Annotated in this window: 21 protein-coding genes; 3 read left to right on the top strand and 18 right to left on the bottom strand. The window is 32.9% G+C overall.

The features are described from left to right. A partial coding sequence (locus AC1DVP_RS05420; RefSeq protein WP_477182512.1) for a nuclear transport factor 2 family protein occupies nucleotides 1-216 on the top strand: 216 nt, incomplete at its 5' end. 84 nt (nucleotides 217-300) lie between these two features. Here the strand turns inward: AC1DVP_RS05420 and AC1DVP_RS05415 are convergent. The 3 genes from AC1DVP_RS05415 to AC1DVP_RS05405 form a co-directional block, all read right to left on the bottom strand. Beyond that, on the bottom strand, nucleotides 301-3096 hold the full coding sequence (locus AC1DVP_RS05415) for a sugar-binding domain-containing protein (protein ID WP_477182511.1): 2796 nt from the start codon (nucleotides 3094-3096) through the stop codon (nucleotides 301-303). A gap of 265 nt (nucleotides 3097-3361) precedes the next feature. Further along, nucleotides 3362-6772, bottom strand: coding sequence for a DUF5107 domain-containing protein (locus AC1DVP_RS05410; RefSeq protein ID WP_477182510.1), 3411 nt, complete (start codon nucleotides 6770-6772; stop codon nucleotides 3362-3364). Nucleotides 6773-6781: 9 nt separating this feature from the next. After that, the gene (locus AC1DVP_RS05405; RefSeq protein WP_477182509.1) at nucleotides 6782-8158 is read right to left on the bottom strand and encodes a sugar porter family MFS transporter; all 1377 of its coding nucleotides are present in this window, start codon (nucleotides 8156-8158) and stop codon (nucleotides 6782-6784) included. Between the two features lie 376 nt (nucleotides 8159-8534). On the opposite strand from AC1DVP_RS05405, the gene AC1DVP_RS05400 reads away from it, so the two are divergent. After that, nucleotides 8535-9419, top strand: a complete 885-nt coding sequence (locus AC1DVP_RS05400; RefSeq protein ID WP_477182508.1) for an AraC family transcriptional regulator — start codon at nucleotides 8535-8537, stop codon at nucleotides 9417-9419. A gap of 20 nt (nucleotides 9420-9439) precedes the next feature. Here AC1DVP_RS05400 and AC1DVP_RS05395 read toward each other — a convergent pair whose 3' ends face one another. The 10 genes from AC1DVP_RS05395 to AC1DVP_RS05350 form a co-directional block, all read right to left on the bottom strand. Further along, nucleotides 9440-9829 (bottom strand): ATP-binding protein, encoded by a 390-nt coding sequence (locus tag AC1DVP_RS05395; protein ID WP_477182507.1) that lies wholly within the window; start codon nucleotides 9827-9829, stop codon nucleotides 9440-9442. Beyond that, nucleotides 9813-10040 (bottom strand): hypothetical protein, encoded by a 228-nt coding sequence (locus AC1DVP_RS05390; RefSeq protein ID WP_477182506.1) that lies wholly within the window; start codon nucleotides 10038-10040, stop codon nucleotides 9813-9815. Before AC1DVP_RS05390 ends, AC1DVP_RS05395 begins: the two co-directional genes overlap by 17 nt. Before the next feature lie 422 nt (nucleotides 10041-10462). Continuing rightward, nucleotides 10463-10864 (bottom strand): hypothetical protein, encoded by a 402-nt coding sequence (locus tag AC1DVP_RS05385; protein WP_477182505.1) that lies wholly within the window; start codon nucleotides 10862-10864, stop codon nucleotides 10463-10465. Nucleotides 10865-10982: 118 nt separating this feature from the next. Beyond that, nucleotides 10983-11537, bottom strand: a complete 555-nt coding sequence (locus AC1DVP_RS05380) for a YceI family protein (RefSeq protein ID WP_477182504.1) — start codon at nucleotides 11535-11537, stop codon at nucleotides 10983-10985. A gap of 5 nt (nucleotides 11538-11542) precedes the next feature. After that, nucleotides 11543-11920 carry a cytochrome c gene (locus AC1DVP_RS05375; RefSeq protein WP_477182503.1) on the bottom strand — a complete coding sequence of 126 codons (378 nt, stop codon included), beginning with the start codon at nucleotides 11918-11920 and terminating at the stop codon, nucleotides 11543-11545. A gap of 11 nt (nucleotides 11921-11931) precedes the next feature. After that, nucleotides 11932-12774, bottom strand: coding sequence for a DUF5777 family beta-barrel protein (locus tag AC1DVP_RS05370; protein WP_477182502.1), 843 nt, complete (start codon nucleotides 12772-12774; stop codon nucleotides 11932-11934). A 7-nt stretch (nucleotides 12775-12781) separates the two neighbouring features. Next, nucleotides 12782-13186: an OB-fold protein gene (locus tag AC1DVP_RS05365; RefSeq protein ID WP_477182501.1), complete on the bottom strand. Its 405-nt coding sequence runs from the start codon at nucleotides 13184-13186 to the stop codon at nucleotides 12782-12784. 127 nt (nucleotides 13187-13313) lie between these two features. Continuing rightward, nucleotides 13314-15761 carry a TonB-dependent receptor gene (locus tag AC1DVP_RS05360; RefSeq protein WP_477182500.1) on the bottom strand — a complete coding sequence of 816 codons (2448 nt, stop codon included), beginning with the start codon at nucleotides 15759-15761 and terminating at the stop codon, nucleotides 13314-13316. An 84-nt stretch (nucleotides 15762-15845) separates the two neighbouring features. Further along, nucleotides 15846-16745 (bottom strand): FecR family protein, encoded by a 900-nt coding sequence (locus tag AC1DVP_RS05355; RefSeq protein WP_477182499.1) that lies wholly within the window; start codon nucleotides 16743-16745, stop codon nucleotides 15846-15848. A gap of 50 nt (nucleotides 16746-16795) precedes the next feature. Further along, entirely contained in the window at nucleotides 16796-17311 is a 516-nt protein-coding gene (locus tag AC1DVP_RS05350; protein WP_477182498.1) for an RNA polymerase sigma factor, read from the bottom strand. Between the two features lie 203 nt (nucleotides 17312-17514). Here AC1DVP_RS05350 and AC1DVP_RS05345 point away from each other — a divergent pair, with 203 nt between their 5' ends. Then, nucleotides 17515-18534 carry a hypothetical protein gene (locus AC1DVP_RS05345; RefSeq protein WP_477182497.1) on the top strand — a complete coding sequence of 340 codons (1020 nt, stop codon included), beginning with the start codon at nucleotides 17515-17517 and terminating at the stop codon, nucleotides 18532-18534. Between the two features lie 138 nt (nucleotides 18535-18672). On the opposite strand, the gene AC1DVP_RS05340 is transcribed toward AC1DVP_RS05345, so the two are convergent. The 5 genes from AC1DVP_RS05340 to AC1DVP_RS05320 all read right to left on the bottom strand — a co-directional run bounded on the left by AC1DVP_RS05340 (nucleotide 18673) and on the right by AC1DVP_RS05320 (nucleotide 24291). Further along, nucleotides 18673-19827, bottom strand: coding sequence for an acyltransferase family protein (locus tag AC1DVP_RS05340; RefSeq protein ID WP_477182496.1), 1155 nt, complete (start codon nucleotides 19825-19827; stop codon nucleotides 18673-18675). A 101-nt stretch (nucleotides 19828-19928) separates the two neighbouring features. Beyond that, nucleotides 19929-20834: a LytR/AlgR family response regulator transcription factor gene (locus tag AC1DVP_RS05335; protein ID WP_477182495.1), complete on the bottom strand. Its 906-nt coding sequence runs from the start codon at nucleotides 20832-20834 to the stop codon at nucleotides 19929-19931. Nucleotides 20835-21217: 383 nt separating this feature from the next. Continuing rightward, complete coding sequence (locus tag AC1DVP_RS05330; protein ID WP_477182494.1) at nucleotides 21218-22912, bottom strand: sulfatase-like hydrolase/transferase; 1695 nt, start codon at nucleotides 22910-22912, stop codon at nucleotides 21218-21220. Between the two features lie 41 nt (nucleotides 22913-22953). After that, nucleotides 22954-23328 (bottom strand): 6-pyruvoyl trahydropterin synthase family protein, encoded by a 375-nt coding sequence (locus AC1DVP_RS05325; protein WP_477182493.1) that lies wholly within the window; start codon nucleotides 23326-23328, stop codon nucleotides 22954-22956. 15 nt (nucleotides 23329-23343) lie between these two features. Then, nucleotides 23344-24291: an MDR/zinc-dependent alcohol dehydrogenase-like family protein gene (locus AC1DVP_RS05320; protein ID WP_477182492.1), complete on the bottom strand. Its 948-nt coding sequence runs from the start codon at nucleotides 24289-24291 to the stop codon at nucleotides 23344-23346.

The following is a 24291-nucleotide window of genomic DNA, read 5'->3' as shown; positions in this document are numbered from 1 at the left end:
CTAGGAAGCGAATGGATTGATTATAAATTCACTCCGGAAGATTATGTTGCCAGTGATGACAAAGTAGTTGCTTTCGGAACGTATGCTGGCACTTATAAAATTACAGACAAATCATTCACAGCCAGAGTAGCTCACGTTTGGAAATTGAAAGACAGTAAAATCATCAGTTTCGAGCAGTTTGTAGATAGCCAAACAGTAAACGACTCAACTAAATGAAAATAAACTAATTACAGTCAACAATATAAAAAAAACTGAACCAACAATAATAATTATTTTTTGTTAGTTCAGTTTTAAAAATTTCTAATAAATACTCTTCGCGTCCTCCTTGCCTTTCTCCTTCTGCTCTGTCAAAACTGATTTTAAAACTTCAGGATTCTTTATGGCTGCAGGATTAAATGATTCGCTGTTCATGTATTTCAAAATCGAAATGAGCATTTGTTTGGCAACTGGACGTTTATCTAAATCGGTTACCAAATCAAAAGATGCTATTATCAATTTTCCTGATCCTACGCTTCCCTCAAAAAGAGAAGCTAATTTGCGGTTGTTTGCAAAGTTGTCCACCATTTCTACTATAGGTTTTCCTCCAACTATACCATCCGTAATAAGCGTTGTTGAGTTTACATTCAAATCCCACCACTGCCAGTCTGTATTCATATCTGTTGGGAAATCGGCCAATGCTTTATGCGATGGATTACACAATACTCCCATTGTTCCGGCCTGCTTAGGAAAATGAACAGGGCTCCAAAATACTGGAACAAATTTTCCTTCGATGCCTTTAATCTTTTTCCAATCAGGATTTAATAATACTTTTTTACCTGCATTAAGCAATTTGTAGGCTTCATCCAAACTACGGGTATAAACTGCTTTTCCGTAATCAATAGTTTGTTTCTCCGGATAAACCCAAATATTCCATTGATTTTTATAATTTGTTCCTTTCAGATTTACAGTAACTGTTAATTTGGTGGCTTTGGTTATTTTCTGAAGACTTTCATTTACATCCAATATTTTATGATTGTAACCAATAAAAACAACTGCTTTTGTATTGCCCGAAGCCACTACAGTATTTCCGTCGTTAATACTCCATTCAATTTCCTGATTATTTAAAACCGCATCCGAATAATTGCTTATATCCAAAGAAGCCGTAAAAGATTCATCGTTTGTATAAGCCGCTTTAGAAAAACGCAACAGAGGCACAACCGGAGCAGAAAACTCTCTGAATTCTTCTGCAGAAATCAATCCTTTACTATCCCAAAAAGCATCCAAAAGCCCGACTAATGCAGTTCCCTGTCCAGGAAAATCATGCAGATCCAATAATTGAAAACCACTGATTCCTGCTGTTTTCAAAGCTCTTTCTATTTCTTCTTTATAAAGTATTACTGCTAATTTACCGGAAGCTTTAGTATAATCAGCAGCTTTATTAATCAAGCCTTTTCGTTCTAAATCTTCTTTAACCGATTTAAAATTAATGGGGTCTAAAACTCCTGTATATTTAGAAATTTCATCAATTTTCGGATAGACAGCGTACTGTCCTATTTCATGTGTAATCAAAGGCACAGTCATTCCTTCTACAGAAGCCACATAATCTTTATTGAATGTTGGTGATTCGCTGTTAAAAACGCCTTGCCCGCGCACCCAACCTTTTTTTGTCCATTGTGTAATAAAAAAATCATCTTCGGGTTCTGGCCAGTCGCCATGCCCTTTTTCAAAAGTAAAAGAAGTTGTGGTGTAAAGATGTCTGTCATCTTTGGCACTTAAACTGTTCATCAATTTCGTTAAAACAGTCATATCGCCCTGCAGTTCATTCCCCATCGACCACATACAAAAGGACGGGTGATTACCATATTCATTAATCATACGCTGGGCTTCGGCATATAAAAAGTCAGTAGCTTTTTGATCTTGACCAATTTTAAGACTCCAAACCGGCAATTCCACCTGCAGATAAAAACCCATTTCATCTGCCACTTCAAATGCTGCTTGAGGAGGACACCAAGAATGAAAACGCAGATGATTTAACCCCCAGTCTTTTGCAGTTCCAAAAACTTTTCTCCATCCTTCATTGTCCATTGGTGCATGCCCTGTAAGCGGAAAAATATCGCATTCGAGTGTTCCTCTTAAAAATACAGGCCGATTATTAATTGTCAAAACCGAACCTTTTTTAGAAAAACTTCTCATTCCAAAATCTACAGCCGTTTGCGATTTATTCTTTCCAGCCTTTAGCTCAGCCTTTAGTTCATACAACTCTGGTGAAAATTCGCTCCAAAGTTTTACGTCTTTGCCCATATCATAATCAACTTCAACCACAGACTGTCCTTCTTTGATTTGAATTTCTTTTTGAAGTGTTTCAGCTGAAATTTTGCTTTTTTTATTCACAGCAGTAATAGTTAAAACTCCTTTTACTGTTTTCTTTGTATTGTTATTTAATGTGAATGCTAATTTTGCTTTTCCTCCATTGATATACGTCTTTATCTGCAGATTTGCAATACGAACAGCATCAAAAGCTTCGATTTCCATTTTGCCAATAATACCGTTCCAAATAATCTGCGTCTCATTGGTATAAGCATGCGCCATATTATCTACACTGATATCAAATAGTTTACGATTATCAACACGAATCGTTATTCTGTGCGTTTTTCCGGCAGTTATATATTTAGAAAGATCAAAATAATGCGGAGCAATAAGACTGTTTTGTTCTGTTTCCACTTCTTTGCCATCAATCCAAACCTTTGTTTGCCAGATTACACGTTCCAACTTCAATATGAATTCTTTTCCCTTCCAATTATCTGGAACTGTGATCTCGCGAGTGTACCAAGCTGCACCCAGATAACTATTTTTCCGAGTCAAATGACTCATCTGCAGTTTTTCCAAACTTGGTTTTAGTTTATTTGGAACTCCAAGACCTGCATCATCTGTAGTTCCGGGTAATTTTATAAGCTGCTTAAAAGCCATATTCTGCCAGCCGTTTTTTAGTCCAATATCGGTGCTATCTAACTGAATGGTCCAATCGCCAGCTATATTCATTACAAGTTTATCCCCAGAATTCCATGAAGAGAGAAAAAGTAATAACAAAACGGCTGTTATAATATGTTTGATTTTCATTTTATTAAATTTTATAATTAAACATTTTGTTTGATTATCAAGATGATATTATAATAAAAACTGTTGATTGTAAGTAAAAAAACATTACTTAAACACATAGAAACATAGATTTGTAGACTAAAAAAAGGCGTTTCACTTATTTAAAAGACACATAGTTCTAGCTATGTGGAAGAATTGTATTTCTCTTTTTTATACTTTTTCAATAAATGAAATCTATGTTTCTATGTGTTTAAAATTATTACAACTAACCAGTTAAGGGAACTTTCTATTTACGAAAAGTCTGTTTATTAATATCCAATTCTTTCACTTTCTGATAATATTTTTCAGATTCGGTTTCATTTCCTAATCCGCTGTATCCTAAAGCCATTACATAATAGCAATGCACCTGATTTCTAACATTCAAATCATCATCCCAAATCGCAAGATCTGGAAGTGATACAGCAAAATAATCGATTCTGGATTTTTCGAACAAATATTTTTCACCATGCGCGATCAATTTGTTGAAACGGCTTCGCGCTTTGTCCTCATCTCCTAATTCGCGCCACGCCAATCCCTGATAAAAAATCTTATCCGGCTGCTGATCGTTATAGAAAAATGCCTGAACAGGTTCAGGAGAGCCAAGCGTTGCCTGAATAAAATTGGCATTAGCATTTTCTACATCACCAAGACCTTTATACGCTAATCCTTTATAATAAAAGACTTCGTTTTCCTCAGCATTTTTCAATTTGCCTTCCCCTAAATTGTGCGGATAAAACTCTGTTTCTTTCAGTAATTGCACGGCATCAGTAAAGCGGTTTTCTGCAATTGCAATTTTTGCCAATTCTACTCTGCACAATGTATATTGTCCAGTTACTTTTCCTTCTCCGCCTTCCCACGGATGAAACTTTCGTTTCGAAATCAGCTCTTTTGCAATAGCATATTTCCCAGTTTGATTGTAAAGTGTAATTCTCTCTATACACAAATCATCACGTTCTTCGACTAAATTTGGATATTGATTTAAAACGTCCAATCTGAATTCTGGTGATTTTCCTATTTTCTTATAAAGCTGATCGAGCTCCATAAAAATCCTTGAATCTTTTGTGTCTAAAGCAAATGCTTTTTCTAACATTTCCTGTGCTTTGGCCTTATTAACTGTTTTATTGAAATAAGCAAGTGCAAGGTTTCTTAACAAGGTAGGAAATTTTTTGTCTATGTCAAACGACAATTCCCAGCATTTTACCGCATCCTCATATTGACGGAAAGCATACCAGAAATTCCCTAAATAATATGATGCTTTGGCATCTTCAGAGTTTAATTTTATAGCATCCTGCAAAATGTTTACTTCTTCAATTCTATTAGGAAAACATTTTTCTGGTGACTGTGCGGCAGCTTTTTTATACCATTGTATTGCTTTATTTACATCTCCATTCTTAGAAGCAAAATAACCTAAAGCATAATACACCATAGGATAAACTTCTTCGGTATCATTGATTGATTCCTCCAGTAATTGAGAAGCTTCCTGATACAATCCAGCTCCTGCAAAGTCAAGCGCATACTCTATATATCCATGTGACCATTGGCGCATTATGGTATTCATTTCATCAAGAACTGCTTGATCTTTTGTAATCAAATATTTTTCAAAATGACATCCCATATTGAAACGGTCGATTTTGATCGAATCCTCAATCCACGCTAAGGCTTCTTGATTTCTGTTTAATTTTCTTAAAATAGAAGCTTTCAATTGGCGCGCTTTATGATTGTGCCAATTACGGATAAGCGATGATTCTACTCGTTCTAAAGCTTCAGTCCATTCTCCTTTAATACTGTCAATTTGCGACAGCGCATAAAACGCAGCATCTTGCCATGCAGCATTCCAAGTTGATTTGAAAAGAAAATTATAAGCATCATCAAATTTCCCTTGAAGCTTTAGGCAATAACCCAAATTGTAAAGTGGCTCTCCATCAATTGGATTTGGATTTCGTTCTGTTAAAACTTCAACCGCAGTTCTGAAATAGGTTTCTGCTTTTTCAAACTGACCTCTTCTCAGCATTAATAAACCAACAGCATTATTACATCTTACATCTTTCGAATCTCTGCTCAAGGCTTCCAAATAATAATCAAGCGGATTGTAAGTGGCGTGTCTGTACTGCTCTAAATGCAATCCTGTTAAATACAATTGCTCCATCGAAGCAATATCTTTTGGATCCAGCGCCGCTTTTGCAGGATCGGGAACAGGTTTTATTTCGGCTTTTTCTTCCTGATACTGCACCAAAATTTTTCCGTCAGAAGCATAAACAGTAAAAATTAAATTTTCTGATAATGAATCACCAATTGAAACTCTTTTTTTATACGGATTTACAGGAGAAATGGTAATTTCATCCTGAAACAATACTGTATTTTGATTGTCTTTTAATTCAATTTTTAAGTTCTCATAAAGACCTGTCGTATATAAAATCAGATCCGCTTCTTTCCCTTCAACTTCAATGTTTATGATGGCATCTTTGGTTGCATTTTTAACATAACCAACTTCGGCATACGGCATAAAATACTGTACCCAAGACTTTTCTTCATATGCTTGCAGCCAGGAAAAATCAGGTTGATTGTCTGTAAAAACTCCCGTCATTAATTCGATATACGGTCCGTCTTTGTCTGTTAGATTTCTGTCCCAGGCCAAACCAAAATCTCCGTTACCCCATGTCCATTGTTTTTTCCCCGGCGAAACATGATGATTGGCAACGTGAAGCAATCCAGCCTGCACATTATCTTCATAACCGCCAACAAAATTATATTTGGACTGAACCGCCATATAGGATGTTGGAACAGGTATGTTTTTATATTTTGAAATATCAACTCCCGCAGAATAATCCTGTTTGTAATATTCTCCAGTCGCAATTGGGAATTTAGAAACATCTCTTTTTCCGTGGTCAAATACCGCATTCACATCCGGAGGAAAAACCGATTTGTAACCATCATTTACTACAACCGCAGGATTTGCCCACCAAAGGAATGTTTGTGGAAACGCTGTACGATTGTATATTTTTACTTTAATTTCGATATAAGCCTTGTCAGGATGCAGCGTGAATCCCTGCATTCCTTTGGTTCTAAACATTCTTTCGACTTCATTACACCAAATTGTTTTGCTTCCGTCTTCATTTTCTTCGATACTGTAATCTGTTGGCAAAAAAGTACTCGGGCGGTGATGCTGAGGCCAGTTGAATTCTATTCCGCCAGAAATCCAAGGTCCTGTAAGACCTACAAGCGCAGGTTTAATTACCTGATTATAATATACGAAATGACGCTGTTTTACTTTGTCATACGCCATGTGAACACGACCGCCTAATTCTGGCAGGATCATTATTTTTATGTATTTATTTTCTAAAAATAAGGCGTGATAAGATTTATCATGCTTTTCATCAGATAATTTTTCAACTACAGGATACGGATAAACTGCTCCGGAACTTCCCTGGTACACTCGCTTTTCAAGAAATATCGGATTCTTTTCTTCTTCACCAATTTGGTACGTAGGCAGTAAAACATCTTCTTCCCAAACACGAACTACGCCATCTTCGTTAACGGTTGACTTTATCAAATAAGCCGTGATTTTTTCGTCCTGCGCGTTTTCATTTATTGATTGTCCCGAAAGTAAATCTCCATTAATTATATTGGATTGATTTACGTCTGAAATTATATTTCCCATCTTATTATATTATTTTGTCAATTCATTTTCAATTTCCTCTAATGATTTTCCTTTCGTTTCAGGCAGATAGGCACGAAGGAAAAAATACCCTAATAAGCATACGAATCCGTAAAGCCAGAATGTACCGTAAGATCCTAGACATCTGTTTAATAATGGAAAAGTATAAGTTAGAATAAAGCAGGCTGTCCAAAGTGAGAAAGTGGATACAGCCATTGCCATAGCACGTATTTTTGTTGGGAATACTTCAGAAAGCACCACCCAGGTTATTGGAGCAAGTGTCATGGCATAACATGAAATAGCCGCTATTACAAGGCATAAAACTGCAATTCCAGTTACTTCAAAATAATAACAAGCGCCTAATGAAGCATAAATAGAAGTCAATCCGATTGATCCGAAAAGCATTAATGTTCTTCTTCCCCATCTGTCAACGAAATACATTCCTACGAATGTGAATATTACATTGGTTAAACCTGTAATAACAATATTGAATAAAATATCCGAAACACCATAACCTGCAGCAGAGAATATTTCCTGAGCATAATTAAAAATCACGTTAATACCGCACCATTGCTGAAAGGCAGCGATAACAATTCCCAATAAAAGAATTTTAGGCATTTTGCCGTCGAAAAGCATTTTATAATTAACTTTTTCTCTGACAACACCGACTCTTGATTTTAGCTGTTCTATTTGTTCCAAAGCAAAAACACTTCCCCCAATTTTTGAAAAGATAGATTCTGCTTTATCATATTTATATTGGCTGGCAAGCCATCTCGGACTTTCCGGTATAATTAATATCAAGGCAAAAAATGCGACAGAAGGCACAGCACCTGCCCAGAACATATATCTCCAGCCCCATTGTCCGTTCCAGGAATTTAAAATATCCTGGCCTCCTACGATTGGATCTGCAATTAACCAATTTACAATTTGAGCTGCCAGTATCCCTATAACAACCGTTAATTGATTGATGGAAACAAATTTCCCTCTGGATTCACTAGGTGCAATTTCCGCTATATACATTGGTGAAAGATTGGATGCAATTCCAATACCAACACCGCCAACAACTCTCCACATAATAAACCATTCAATCGTATCGACCATTCCTGTGCCTACTGCTGCCAGCGTAAAAAAGACTGAGGCTACAATCATCAAGGGTTTTCTTCCGTATTTATCAGACAGACTTCCAGAAATCATTACACCTAACAAACATCCTAAAATAGCACTGCCCATAACCCACCCTTGCATCGAAGGTGAATTTGTAATATTAAAAAAAACTTCATAAAAAGGCTTTGCACCGCCAATTACAACCCAGTCATATCCAAACAGCAATCCGCCCATGGCTGAAACTAATGCGATAAAAAGCAGATAGGAAGAATTATACTTATTCATATATTTAATTTTTTTAATTAATTTAACATTACAAATGTCGTTACTTCATTTGGGTGCAAAAATGTAATATTCATGTAAAACATGTATAAAACAACTATTTAAAAGAAATCATTGCACTAAAAATAATAAAAACATCTTTTTTATGATAAATKTTTTTTTTTTCGATTACAATAAACATGAACGCCCTCAAGAATAAAGACAATATCTAATTAAAGCAATCAAATCATTATATTACCAGATAATATTAAACTATACAATTACAGAATATGTAAATTCTCACGGTTGAGATAAATCTATAGTTAATCGTATTATTTCTTAAATTTGATTTTTAATACTTCTAAAAATGATTTCATTTTTGACTAATTTATAATTTGACATGGATCACATAGCTGATGGTTTTAAAGGTGAAAGAGCAATAGTTGTTCCTTATAGCGTACGTAATTTTCAATCTGAGAATGAATTGACAAAAAATGCATTCATTACTCATATTGGTTATTATCCAAATGCAAAATATCATTTTAGAAAAAGGTCAAAAGGCGCCCTTGAAAATATCCTTATTTACTGTGAAAACGGAAAAGGATTTATAACTCTTGAAAATGAAGAGTTTTCGCTTACTAAAGATCAGGCTTTTATCATTCCCGCACACAAGGCGCATAGTTATAAAGCAGAAATATCAAAGCCTTGGAGTATATACTGGTTACATTTTAGGGGAACTTCACACTCTTTACACACTGCTGTTTCAGGAAAAATTTTAAACCTAAACGACAGCAGATCATCAGACAGATTAAACCTGTTCGAAGAAATTTATCAAAATCTGGAAATGGGTTTTAATCCTGATAATCTGGAGTATTCGAGTATTTGTTTACAGCATTTTTTAGCCAGTCTAAAATATACTGATCAATTTTTAAAAATAAAAACGGCAGACACAGAGGTTTTAGATGTAATACCGCTGAGTATTATTTACATGAAAAATAATTTGGCAACTAAAATCACGCTGCATGATATCGCACAGCATGTTGGTTATTCGAGTTCTTATTTTGGATCTTTATTTTTAGAGAAAACGTCATTTACTCCTATGGATTATTATAACCAATTAAAAATTCAGAAATCCTGTTCGCTTTTGCAGTTCAGTACCATGAAAATAAAAGAGATTGCTTATCATTTAGGGTATTATGATCCATTCCACTTCTCAAAATCTTTTAGATTGGTAATGGAAATTTCGCCCAGAGAATACCGCCTTAAATATAAAAATCAAGTGTAATAAACTTTGTCAAACCAAAATCAACTATCAACCAGACAAATTACAAAAGTGGTTTTTTCGTCATCATTTCTGTATGCTAGATAACCGCCATGTGCTTCGACAATGTTTTTGGATAATGTCAATCCAATTCCCACATCTTCTTTTCGAGTGGTAAAAAACGGCAGGAATATTTTGTTTTCTATTTCTTTTTCTATACTATTTCCATTATCAGTAATCATGATAAAAGTTCTCTTATCTTTGGCTTTAGCCGAAATAATAGACTGTTTTTTTGTACCGCCTAAAGCATAAACGCAATTTGTCAAAAGATTAATCAATACCTGTTCCATTTGTTGCGGATCAACATTTAGCCTGCGGTCGAAAACAATTGTGTTTACGGCTTCTATTTGCTCTTTTTTAAACAATGGAGCCATGTAATGATGTTTTAATTTCCTGAAAATTCTGCTCCTCAATAATTTCACATAATGAAGTCAAATGATTTTTCAGATACTTCCATTTGGAAACTTTTTGCACATCAAAATGTTTGGAGAAATAATCATTCATTAAAAAAATAGTCCAATCGGATTCACCCTTTTGCAGGATAATAATTCCCGTTTCAATATTGTTTAGAATAGAACGGTACACAATTTCTTTTGAAACCTGTTCATTTTCTTTGCTTTTCAGTGTTTAATACAATTTGAATAAGTTGGAATAGTTTTGACACGGTTTATGTTTGGAAAAATCGAATGTACAATCATTTTGCAAAATCGAATTAATTGTTCTGTCATAAAGCAAAAAAGCATTTTTGACATAAAAATACATTTCAACAATGATCAAAAAAATTATAATCAGACCAAATACTGCTGTAAAGACCAATTCTTTTGGAAAAAGAAGATGGAAATTCCTGTACCCAAAAGAATAATAATCAGTCTAAAAAAACTGGTAGATTTTGCTCAGAAAAGATAATTTGTGGTTGTTTTAAAAGAGCCCTTCGCTAAGCCAATCTTTATTTCATTACCAACATCTTTATTTGTATTGTGCATTAGATCATAGACACTCACTCAGATTCATGCTCTGGCATTCGGATTAAAATGCTGCAGAATTTGTTTTGGTGCTGTGATAACTTCTCTGCGGATATAATCAAACCATTCTACTTCTTTAGTAACTTCTGCACAGCATTCGTTTTTTGAATTAAAAAAGCAGCTTTTAATTTTGATTTTGTCATCTATGCAGCAATTTTCTATTTTGACAAAAAACAGTTCGGTAAACATCAGGTTTTTATAACAAACCAATTCATGATTTCCCTCTTGAAAGCCGAGATGCAAAGCGTTGAGTTTTTCTTTTGAAAATCCGTTATCAAACAAAAAACGATACAATAATCGGAGCGTGTATGAAATATAAGCATCACTTTCCATTATCATAACATCATTTACATCTTCTCCGGCAACAACATAATTTTTGCAGATCATTTAAATTCAGTTAGGGTTATTAAAAAAAGAGGCCAGCCTAATTCAAAACTGACCTCAAAAAGGAAATAATGTTTAATGACTTTCTAAATTTTATATGGCTAAAATCTGTGGAGAATTGTTATTTTGCTAATATAAAATTGTAAGCAATCTTTACTTTGTCTGCGATTTTTTTACTCACCACGCTCGGAATATCAATATCAAAATCTTCAGGTTTTACTTCAAATGAGCCAACAGCGTTAACTCCGTTGGCCGTTTTCGAAACTTTTACAATTACCGATACCGGTTTTGTTTTTCCGTGAATGGTAAGATCTCCTTTTAAAGTGAAATTTTTAGATGCACTTGTAATTTCAGAAATATCAAAATCTTCTATTTTACCTTTCAAAGTCGCTTTCGAAAACTTTTCAGATTCCATGTAATTTTCATTAAAATGTTCTTCCATTAAAGCGACCTTAAACCGGAAACCTTTTATAAGAACCAAAGCGGCGAAATCTCCGGTTGATTGCTCTAAAACTGCAGACACGCTTTTATTTTCAGCACCAACTTCTTCATACGAAGGCATAGAAGCCTGAAATTTTATACTGCCTGTTTTTGTTATTAGCTTTTGCGCAAATCCATCTGTATTTACAACAATAATCAACAATAATACAAAGAAATTGATAAGTGTTTTTTTCATAATAATTAATTCTCTTTAAGTCCGTCCGTATTCCATTTTACAATTAAATCAATATTTGTCTGAGACATTCTTCCTCCTTGAGGCATAAGTCCCTGCTGACCGCTCTGCAGCTGAATTCGGCTTAACAAGCCAGCACTTTCAACCGCTGTTTTAACCTCAGCATAAGTTGTTAAGGGCCTGAAAGATGCAGATCTTCCGCTTGAATGACAGCTTACACAATTGCCGTCAATAATTGATTTTACATTTTTAGTATAACTAATTGTAGTTGTTGGTGTTCCGGTCCCTGGAGTAGTTGGCGGTGTTGAGATATCTTGATATGTATCAGAATCACTGCAGCTGGCAAGTGCTGCCAGTAAAATTGTAAATGCAATTGTTTTTTTCATAAAATTTGTTATTAAAATACTCTGTATAAGTTAAATCCGAAAAAGAAATCTCTTTTACCCCATTCACCAGATGCATTTGTAAGATATCCGCTCTCACTCATGGATTGTGAATTGGTAAATATTAGCTGAAAAACATGCCCCCCTGTTTCTACATCGAGACCTACTGACAATGGGTTTTCATAGAAATTAGGCTTATCAAAATTGTGCATGTATTCTAAATTGACCGATAATCTTTTAGTGATTTTATAACGTCCTCCTCCTCCAAAAGAAAACTGATTATCATTTTCTAAATCAGGATTATAAAGATTTTTATGCACAAATGACGGCACCAATTCTAAGGATAGTTTTTGAGTAATTTTCCTTGATATTAACAACTGCTGAACGTATGTCATACGATGCTTAGATTCTAAGCCAGGATATTGATCCTTTTCTAAAAATGTATTAATATCTGCAACACTGTACCCAACAATGTCTAGAGGAAAACTATCGCCTTGTCTCATCATTCGATATTTCAGTCCGGTCTCATACATTTTGTTTAATGTATGTCTAGAAAGATTTACAGATAACCAATCTGTAACTCCATAAATACCGCCAAGTTTTGTAGTAGCATTATCAAGACCAAAAAAACTGTCTAAACCGTCTTTAACAGAACCAAAACGATGCGAGACCACAAAATAAAACTCTTTTTTTGCAGGCATTTTTGTGGTCTGTAATGTGACCAGCTGCAATGCTTTAAAAGTTGCCGTAGAGTAGCTTTTTTGTACCTGAGCAGAATCAAGACTGTTCAGTAAATCATCCTGCGAATATGCCATGGTAGCCAAAAAAAGGCAAACGGCGGTTAAAAATTTCTTCATAAATTGATTAATTGTTTTGTTTATTAATAGTACATTGATCCAATTTAACCTCTTGAAATAATTCATCATAACCAATGCATTTGCCTTTTACTGTCACTTTATTATTTATAAGCCTGTCTTTTATTTTTTGAGTGAACAGACAAAAAACAGCATTATCAAGAATGACTACATAGTCTGTTTCTTTTGTTACTTTACCTGTTATTTCAATAGTTCTATTGAGATATAATGAATCTGCTTTTTTTGGATTTGAATTATAATCGTAGAGCAATTTTGTTGTTGCTATACTAAAATCTGGCATTTCAGATTCTATATTACGTGCTTCCTTAAAGAGAAATCCGTAATAAAAATAAATGCCCGCCGAAGCCACTAACAGCAAGCCCGCAATTACAATTGCTATTTTTTTTCTTTTCATATTTATTCTTTTAGTAAGATTTAATAGTAAAACAGCTTTGATGCAGATTACCCTACCAAAGAATTGTTATTTTATAAAAAAAATAAAAAGGAGGACAAGATTTTTTTCAAACCTTGTATAAGCAGTGTTAGAATGAAACTCTAAAACTCATGTTTGGAGTTCTTTGCAGTGAGAATGTTTCTACATCTTCTATAGAATTTGTTAAAGAACTTATTCTATAATATTCGTTAATTTCATTTTTCCTGTTTAGAATATTTAAGACAGAAATCCCTAATTTGTATTGAATTCCATTTGCAGTTTCCCACTTGTAAGTAGAGGATAGATTAACTTGTGAAAAAATATTTAAATTGGTATTATTAGGCTTATTGTAAACCAATATGGGATTAGAAGGGTCGATTTTGGAACTGGCAGGAGATGTTTTTGGTCTGCCTGATGTCCATTTTGTCCCCAAAGCAATTTTGAAATTGTTTTTCTCATAAATCCCTGCCCAAGATAAAGTATGAATTAACTCAAAGTTGTTTGGAAAAATTGGGTATTCATAATTAGAGAAATCATAACTATTGTCATTATAGGTATAGCTTAACCAGGTCAGAAAGTGATTCATCTTTTTTTGAATCAGAATTTCTGTCCCCAAAATTTCATAATCGCCAGTTGTTCGAATAAACTCTAATTGGTTCTGAAAACCTTGGCTGGAAGTTGTAATTCCGTTTACTTTTTTATAAAAATTTTCTATATCCAAGAGCCAATCATCCTTTTTATAGAATAAATTTAAAGATATCTGTTTACTTTTTTGAATAGGAATTGTTGTGTTATCTGATAAAATCCAACGCCTTTTTTCAATTCCAAAATAATCTTTTTGCAAATAAATGATTTGTTGAGAATTTTGGCTTTTTATCTCGCCCTGCAGTTCTAAATTTAGACTTTTACTGATCCCATAGCTAAATTGGATTCGGGGTTCTACAATATATTTTTTAAATTTTTCAGTATAATTAATTCGCGTTCCTGCCTTAAAATATATCCTCGAAAGCGTATCGTTGTATTTTCCTTCCAAAATTAAGGCATGAGTTCTCAGTACATCTTTAACTTTACGATAGAAATCAGGATTCCTTACATCCTCTAAATTAGTAATACCTATTTCATTAAACTGATACCCATTGTTAAAACTAAATTTAGGGTTAATGATATGGTTATTCTCTAAATTAATTCCATTATTGTTAACTGTATTTTCCTGAATAACGATTTGATTTCCAATCGTAGTTCTTTGGTTAGCCAAAAGTTCATAGGTGGAGTTATAAATATTAATTTTAGTCGTATTGAAGCTGTTCCAGTTTCTTTTCCAAGACAAATTACCGCCATAATTTTGTTGGCGCAAAACATTGTTTTCCGATTTGTTTATGTCGTTTGCAGCAGCACTTTGAAAAACTTCCAAATTATCTTTTATGGCTATTAAATCCAGTACTATTTGGTCTTTAATTCCTATTTTTTGAGCATATTTAAGAGTAGCATCATAGAAATCAAATTCTTTGTCGCTTTGATAATTGACATTTTGTTTTTGCGAAAAATCAGAGATTGCAGTGTTTTGAAATACTTTATTGAAATATTCTTTATAGGTAGGAGTTTCTAGAAAATCAGTAATGGATTTACGTGCCGAAATTTCAATATAACTCTTTTTCGAAAGATTATACTTAGCATAAATATCAGCGTTAATCATGTTGATTCCTGCGCTAAAACTGTTTTTTTCTGCTGTTTCCGGAGTAGAAGAAATAGCCACTACGCTGGAAACGCTTTCTCCAAAAAATGCAGAACTCCCGTTTTTATAAATAGAAATAGTGTGCGCTAAATTGGGATTAAAAACCGATATTAAACCAAAAAAATGCCCCGTTTGAAACATTCGTATTCCATTCCACAAAAACAAATTTTGATCGTGTGTGCCACCGCGTACATTGATGCTCGATACACTTTCGTCAATACTGTTTACACCTGGAATCTGCTGCATTGTCTGTAAAGCGTCTGGTTCGATAAGTCCTGGCAGAATACCAAACTTCTTGGGTTTAATTTCAAATGATCCATCTCTGTTTTTCGAAATTCCCGAAGCCAAAATAGCACTAGCTTTAATTTCTTCAAGTTCCGTAATTTCAGGCTCTAATACTATTTTGAGACAATTTTTAGAGTCTAGATTACTTGTCGCAATTCTTTTGGTTATAAATCCTACGTGACTAATCAAAAAAATAGCTGCATCCCTTTTTTTTAATTCAAAATAACCGTTTGAATCAGTTGTACTCTGGATTTTGTTAACTAAACTAATGTTTGCATTTTCAATAGGTTTTTTATCCGCAGAAAAAACGTAACCACAAATTAGTTGGGATTCATCATCTTTTTTATAAATATTAATAAATTGGTTTCCAATATTTTCAAAAGATAAATCGGTTTTTTTTTCAAGATATTGCAGTTTTTGATCTAAAGAAAGTGATCTTTTTGGAGGATTTATCTGCAGTCCGGCAATATTATCTTCGGTGTAATTAAAGCTAACCTGGTGCTGTTGCTCAATATCGATTATGATTTTTTTAAAAGGCATAACTTTTTCTTTGTCCTGAGCAAAAAGATTCAGAACAAGAAAAAGAAACAACAATAAAAAATGAAATGATTTGGGGCGTAACATTTATTTTTCCTCAAAAATTATTTTATTTTTTGAGACTTTTTTGGCCTCCAAATGGTAGGTTGTACTAATAATCTGCAAAGCAACATCGAGATCTTTAGCAGGCAGTTTACCTGTAAATAAAGAAATTGTATCTTTTATATTCAACTCGATCGTAACGTTATACTGTCTCTGAATTTCGTCTAATAAGGATTTAATATTTTCTTTATAAAAACATATTTGATTGTCCATCCATTCTGGCTTCAATGAATTCACTCTCATGTTCATTTGTTTTCCATTTTCAAAAGTAACGCTTTGTCCGTGAGTCAACAGAACTTGAATGTTGGCATAATTTACCTTTACACGGCCTTCATAACATACTACATCAAACCTATTTTTTCGTGCTTTCACATTAAATTGAGTTCCTAAAACCGATACTTTTCCAAGGCTGGTCTGCACTTCAAAACGTCTGCCTTTGGATACTCTAAAATAAGCTTCTCCTTTTAGTTCAAGACGTCTATTGGCATTCCAATTCCATTTTTTATAATTTATTTCAGAACCGGAATTCAGTACCACTTCAGAATTATCCGGTAATAAAAAAGTGGTTTTTTCTCCAAAATCTGCTGTTTGGGTTTGTGGTACAAAATTTTTAACGGCAAAAGTAATTCCAAGAGCCAAAACGAAGATAGCAACTACTCGAAACATCCATTTTTTGTGTAAAGGAACCACCTTTGAAACCGTTTTTTTCTGTTTAAGAATGTTTGACAACATGGTGTTTTCATCCAATTCATCCACTTCTAAATGGTCAGTATAATTTTTTATTTTTTGGTATTTTTCAAAATCGGGACTTGCTTCAAATGCAGCTAATTCATCCTCCGACAAATCATTGTCGAGCCATTTAGCTAATAAGCGATTTTCTTTCATTGTACTTTTATTATATCATTAAAACAATTGGAACTCAATTTACCCTACTTTTATAAATCAATTTCTTTACGTAAACTTAACAAGGCCAAATGAATGCGTTTTTCTACTGCCTTTACGCTGATATTTAAATCCAAAGCAATTTCGCTGTACTTTTTTCCATCAATCCGATGCATTAGGAAGGCAACTCGCTGTTTTTCGTTTAAATTTTCAATAGCTTTCAAAAGTTTGGCTTGAAATTGTTTTTCTTCCAAAAGATATTCTGGATTTTCATTTGTTTTATCTAAACCTGTAAAATTTTTTTCATATCTCAGAACAACTTTCTGATGCGCAATTTCATTGAGACTGCTATTATTTGCAATAGTATAAATATATGATTTTGCTTTTTCCAATGGTACCGAAGCACAGTTTTGCCAAAGTTTCACAAATGCTTCCTGTGCTAAATCTTCTGCCTGGTCTTTATTTCCAAATTTGTAAAAAAGAAAATTCCGAAGTGCTTTTATCTGACTTTTAAAAAAAGACGAAAAAATTATTTCGTCACAAGTATTTGATTGGGTTGTATTTGGCATTTATATTTTCAATTTGTCCAGTGCAAAAGTATTTGTTTTTAATTTAAGTAGGGTAAAAACAAGACTGATTGTTTTATAGAAGTCTGAAATGTTTTCATTTTCTTGTGATAATTAGGTATAAAAAAACAAAACCGAAAATCCTGATGCTGAATTTATTGAAAAACAGTTTTTTTAAATTTTATTACCTTTGTAAAAATATAAATATGTTCMCTATAAAAAAATATTTATCAATAGCAGTTTTCTTGTTCTTATTGTCTTGCCAAAGTGAAATTGATGAGCAAGACTATCATACGCAGGGAACAGTTACAAATATTTCTCCTCTTACTACCTATTTGCAAAGAGTTGCAATGGTCAAAACAGTGCAGGATAATGTAATCGACAAGTCTAATTATTGTACTATAAAACTCCCTTATACCGTTACTGTCAATAATGTAAACATTGCTGTAAATACTGTTGCCGATTATCAAAAAGTAGTAGACAATATCAACGCAAATACAAATGACAATGATATTGTAAAAATAGATTTTCCCGTAACGATGGTTTACTATAATTACTTCGAAAAACTTATTCCGGATGAAGCCGATTTTAATTCCTTAATCGATTATTGGAATCTTTACCCTGATCTTTTATCCAAAATCAATGGGCTAAACATCAATTATCCAATAACAGTTAATATCTATAACAGCACCGATCAAATAGCAAGTTCTGTATTGATCATAAGTGATCAAGCCTTTTTTTATTTTATAAAAAATTTAAAAGACAGTCAGTATATTTCTTTAAAATATCCAATTACCATAACTGATTACAATTATCAGACAAAATCAATTACAAATAATTCAGATTTCGAAAATGCCATCAAATATGCTATTGATTACTGTCCGGAAAATAACATCGTATCCCTTGATTTTACAGAAACAATAACAAAAGGATCTTGGATAATCCCTTATTTTTTTGATGATTCAGAAAAAACTTCATCGTATAGCGGTTATTCATTTGTATTCAAAAGTGATAAATCGGTAGTTGCTTCCAAAGGGGCAATTACTGAAATGGGACAATGGGAAAGTGAAATATGGAATGGCGTAGGAAAACTAAAAATAAATTTCAGTTCAGAATTACTGAGTAAACTGAATACAAATTGGGAATTATTTGAGTTTAATAATTCCCAAATACGATTACGCGATGTAAGTAACAGCACAAATTATCTTTATTTTGAAAAAAACTAAATTCTGACACAAGCAAATAATTTAAAATGGACAATTCTATACTTAGATGCAATAGAACCTTTTGTCAGAGGATTTAAAGATTTCAAGTGAATTTAAATCCTCTTAATTTTTATAATTTCATTAACTAAAATGATCCCCTTAAATAATTTTCTTAACACCTGGGATTAATAGAATAAGAGACCCAAGTACATAACTGCTTAAAACTATTAATGGTGCCACCACAAGAAATTTTACTGCAGGATCAATAACCCAGTTTCTTACGGCTAATGTAAATCCGACAATTACTAATGGGTGAAAAATGTAAACGGCAAAACTGCTTCGTGATAATTGACTAAGTACTTTTGAAGTAATATTCCAGTTTCTTTTCCCATTAATTAACAGCGCTGTCAATATAGAAATACCAATCCATTGCTCCCACACTGCATATAATAATGCCTGCCAATGAAAACCGCCTGAGAACCAAGAAGGAGGCGTACTTAATTTAAATTTGATAACAACAAATACGGGAAAAAATAATAAACATACCCATGCAGATCTTTTGAGCTCTCTTCCTGTTTTATCAGAAAGCTGGTCAAACCAATTATTTTTTGCTACCAATAATCCAACAATAAACAATGCAATATACTGCGAAAAATGTCCTAATTGAAATCCCACTGGTTCAAGAACCCATCCAACCGGAAATGCAATTCTAATCAAGAAACTAATAATTCCTACTCCTACAGCAAACAATAATATGGTGCGTGAATTTGGCACTGCCAAAGATTTTTTTAAACCAACTTTAAATGCTTTTTTTACTGCTGCGTAGACTAGCGTGAAAAGCAATAATGCCACTACAAACCATGTTACGCCTAAATCGATCCAGCTATCGTATCCGTTTAGATATTCAAAATAAGTAATATGATGTTCCTTTGCAAAATAGTAAACCAAATAGCTGATGAATGGCGAAAGAATAAAGGAATAGAACAAAACAGGAATTCCTAATCTAATCAGCCGGTCTCTAATAAATTTTGACATCCCTTTCCTAGAATAAGAAGAACCAGTAAAATAAGCTGCTAACATGAAAAAATAACCCCTAAAAAAAGACTGATTAATACTTACAAACATTGTCATAGGAATACGTGCTCCTGTAAGAGCAGTCTGTTCGTTATAATACCAGCCATCTGCTGCACTATAAGCAATAACAGTGTGATGAAGCACAACTAATATTGTCAGCAGAATTTTAATATTGTCTATGTATACTAATTTGTTTGGCGAATCAGAATCCTGATTTAAAGCAATCTTTGAAGTTGACATCATAAAGGGGTTTAGCGTTATTGATGACAAACGTACAACAAGAAAAAATAGTGGTAGAAAGGCTTGTTACAGATAACAAGCTTTTGTGATGAGCAACAAGCTTAAGCAGTATACTTGCTTCGAAGCTGCTGATAATAGCTATTAAAACTCTCGGTTTGTTTTCTGGAAACAGGAACTTTTATATCAGTTTCATTAAAAAACAATAGGTAACCTTGAGAATTACCAGATACTTTTTTGATCTTAAACATATTTACTAAATAGGTTCTGTGGCATCTGAAAAAGTGCGGATAATCTGCTATTTGAGTTTCAAATTGTGTCAAAGAAATTCTTTTTACTTCGGTAGCAATATGATTGCCGTCAGACTTGGTCAATTCGATATAATTTCCATCAGCTTTGACAAATAGTAAATGATCTGTATCTAAGCGAAAATCATCTTGTTTTACCTGAGTATTAATAAAAATATTCGATTCGGAAATTGCTTTTTTAGGTTCAACAGCAAGCGGGATAAATTGAAGAACAAATGGAGATCCTTTTTTTGATTCAAAATAGAAACTTGACAATCTTAGAAAAAAATAGAAAAATATACCAGCAACTAAACAATTTCTGATTTCTTCCCAAAAATAATTCCACGACCAATTATTTGGATTACTATAAATTAAATCACGCATTAAAAAGCTGGCCATACCTATTACAATTAACACAATCCCTATATGAAAGTATTCTTTCTGCAAAGTCCAATTAATCTGATTTTTTGATTTTCTGAAATAATTTAATGCACTAAAATAAGTGAATAAAATTAATGCTGGAGCAATGGCATGAAAAAAACAAATAAACAGATAATGCATCTTGAGTTCCGGATCATAGACCCCAAATGGCTTAAACAATAAAAGAAACATCAGAATGATAAGAAATACAATTGCCGAACTTTTAATTAGATTTTGAGCCTGATATCGGGAAGGATATTCGATTTCATTTTTTAAATATTCTGTGTTGATGTAAAACCTCATGATTGAAAATTTGTTCGAGATTAAAAATACAAAAAATAACGGTTTTTGATATTTTTTGTTCGAAGGCAATTAGATATTTGATATGCATAAAAAAAGGCAAAATACTTTAACGCATTTTGTCTTTTTTGTGAACGTCTTGGTACAAAATTCGAATCTTATACTAAAAGATTTTCAGATTTTAAGCAAGTTGACAGAAATTTGAAAAGAAAAGTATTTGACTAACGAGTTTATTGTCTTAAACTGATATATTTAATTCATTTAAACTTAATTCTAAGTTTATAAAAATAATAAATGCAATCAAAATATTATGTTGAAATAAATTTCTATCCTTATCTTATTTTATGATCTATACAAAATAATATATCTACTGAGATTAAATGGCCTTAGACTGAATATTGCTGCAAAAAGCATTCTAGAAATAAGTTTTTTAATTCGTGATGATGGACGATTGGTGTTTTTTCAATATCGACGATGAGGTTATTTGAAAAATTTTTTTGATGCCATAATTCAATAAAATCTTTGTTTTTTGAAATGATATGTACAGGGGTTTTGAACGAGTTTTGATCGGTTGTTATCATCGGTGGCTGATGATCTCCGAAAATGACAAAAATAGTATCTTCCGGCTCGTTTACAATTAAGTTTTCAATAGTCTTTAATTGATATTTAATGGCTTCAAAATAGTTCTCTTTGTTATTGCCTTTTGGATCTGTTGGTTTGTAATACTCTAAAGAAGTGGCATTACAGTCTTCCCATTGATCTAGGAGTACAGTAGGGGTATAAAAATCGTAATGAGAATTGAGAGTTTCTACAAAAAAAGCAAGGGGCTTACCCTGGCTCTTTTCTTTCATGATTTGAATTGACCGATTGAGAAAGTATTGATCAGGGGCTGATTCTAAAGTAAATGACGGACCTATATAATTGAGATCTTTGTGCGTAACAAGATCTTGTACACCTGCAAATTCTAAAATTTCTTTCCATGGCACTTTTAAATTCTCAAACCCTCCAATTCCTGAAACCAAGAAGGTGTTGTATTCAAATTTTCTTAATACAGTGAAAATGGATTGCACAGGATATTGATCCCTTAGCTGGACTAATTTACGGTAAAGAGAATCTGTTTTTATTTGTATGCCTTTGAGAATGGAAAAAAATGCCATCCATGAGCCACCGCCGCTTACAGGTGAATTTGATAAAAAACTTGCCGCATGCCATTGGTCACTTTGAATTTTTTTGTGCATGGTTTCCAATAGTTGAATGTACTGTTGGGTATATGCTTCGTTTTCGTATAAAATGGCTCCATAGGATTCCATTGCTATAAAATAGATGTTGGGACTTTGCTTTAGCGTTTGATCTCGCGATAATATAAGCTTAGTTTTGTTATAAATCTGAGGTATTAAAGCTATCTCGCTCTTTGCTTTTTTACTAAAAAAAATATTAGAACTGATTAAAAATGAAAGAGCCTGAATTCCCATGCCTGAATAATCTTCAACATTGCTCTCTCTCTGAAAATAAATATAGTTTATACGGCGAAAAAAAAAGTGTCTAAGTGGCATGAATACAATAATTGATGCGAGTACCTTTAATACTATGACATTCGTATTTTGAATTTGTGCAAGCATTATGGTGTTTAACTTAATGATGAGAACTAATAAAATTAAAAAACCACCAATACCAAGTAGTAATTGTTTTTTATAGCCAGCCCATGCGATTTTCAAACCCTCCATAATGAGCTGAAAATCAGAATTAATAGCAGGAAAAGTATTGTAAATACCATAAATACTATAGTGATAGTAAAATACAATTAAGGTAATTATATAATATATCTGATATGGAACAGCTACATATTGAAAATTAATATAATTTTTCAATATTGACAGCAAGAGTATAACCATTGCGTACTCAATGTTTAGTCGGAATATGTCTTTATTTATTCGTACAAATAATGCTCCACCTGCTAATCGCAAGTTCTTTTGCCTGAAGATTTGGTTTATAGGTAAAAAGGTTGAGGTTTCTTTATTAAAAAAATACAAAGGAACAAATAGCAAAAAATTAAGGAATAAATAAATAGTAACTGCGATCATATTATCGTTTATTATTATGTCTTGTAAAACCTGTCGTTGTATTAATTCTCTTCAAAACCAGCCCAGGCATTGGGATTTTCTTTTATTGAAACGCTGATTTTACCATCAAAATAAGATTTTACTTTTATACTTACTTCGTCATAGACATATCGGGCTATAAACTCTGTGGTGGTGAGTTTACCTTTGAAAATATCCAAATCGTCTAAATTTTGATAATCAAGTTTTGACAATATGTCTTTTACTACTTTATGCGCCAAACCAATATCAATAACAACATTATGTTTATCAAGGTTTGCGGTTTTAAATGTTACGTCTACTACAAACGTTGCTCCATGTACATTTTGCGCCGGTCCAAAAAAAGGATGTTTTAAGGAGTGGGCAATCATCATGCTTTCTCTAATTTTTACAAAATACATATTTTTATGTTTGGGTTAATATTTTACTATAGTTATGAAATCTTCATTAGGTTTGTTTTTTCTAATTTGATCAAAATAAAGAGGTAGCTCATCAAAGAGAATTGTATTCGATATAAAAATCTTATAATCAATAGTTTTAAGTAAATGCTCTACTAATTGTTTTCGGGTCAAAAAGTTATAAACTTCTTTTTTTTCATGCGGTATTGAAGACACTTGTGAACTAATAATCTGCAGTCTTTTATAATGAAAATTTCCACCTAATTGCAGTAAAACAGGGTTATTTCCGTACCAGCTTAACTCTATTATTTTTCCTTCTTCAATTGTATGATCGATACAATATTGCAAGCCTTTTTGGTTGGCTGATACATTAAATGTAATATCATATTCGAGGTTATTTTTACATAAATCAAACCCAAAGTCTTTTAATTTTTCTTTTTTTACCGGATTTATTTCCTGAACAAATACTGTCGCTCCAATATATTTTTTTATTGTTTGTGCCAATAAAATACCAACGCTTCCAGTTCCACAAACTAAAACGGTATCTGTTTGTTTTACTTTAGATGTCCAAATGGCATTAATTACCGTTTCGAGATTAGAAAACTGGGTAGCAGCGACAGGATCTATATCTTCCTGAGAAAAAAAATAACAATCATCATCATTAACTATAATTTGATCTTGATGTGGATGCATAACATGTGCCCACCTATGATCATCAGTTTCTCCCACTAACGAATAGCCGTATTTTATAGGAAAATCAAAACCACCTCCCATGTAATTCACTTTCATTTTAGTATAAAGATCTATGGGTATTTCGCCATTAGCAACGAGTTTTTCTGTACCTATACTTATTGAAGAATATCTCGTATTCATTTTAACAGCTTGATTTATATTACTAAAATTAAGCTGTTCCGTTTTTATTTCGGATGTATTTTTATTGTTATGCCAAAGTGCCTTTACTCTCAT

The organism is Flavobacterium sp. P3_A6 (assembly GCF_056403035.1).
This window is presented reverse-complemented; position numbering and strand designations above follow the sequence as displayed.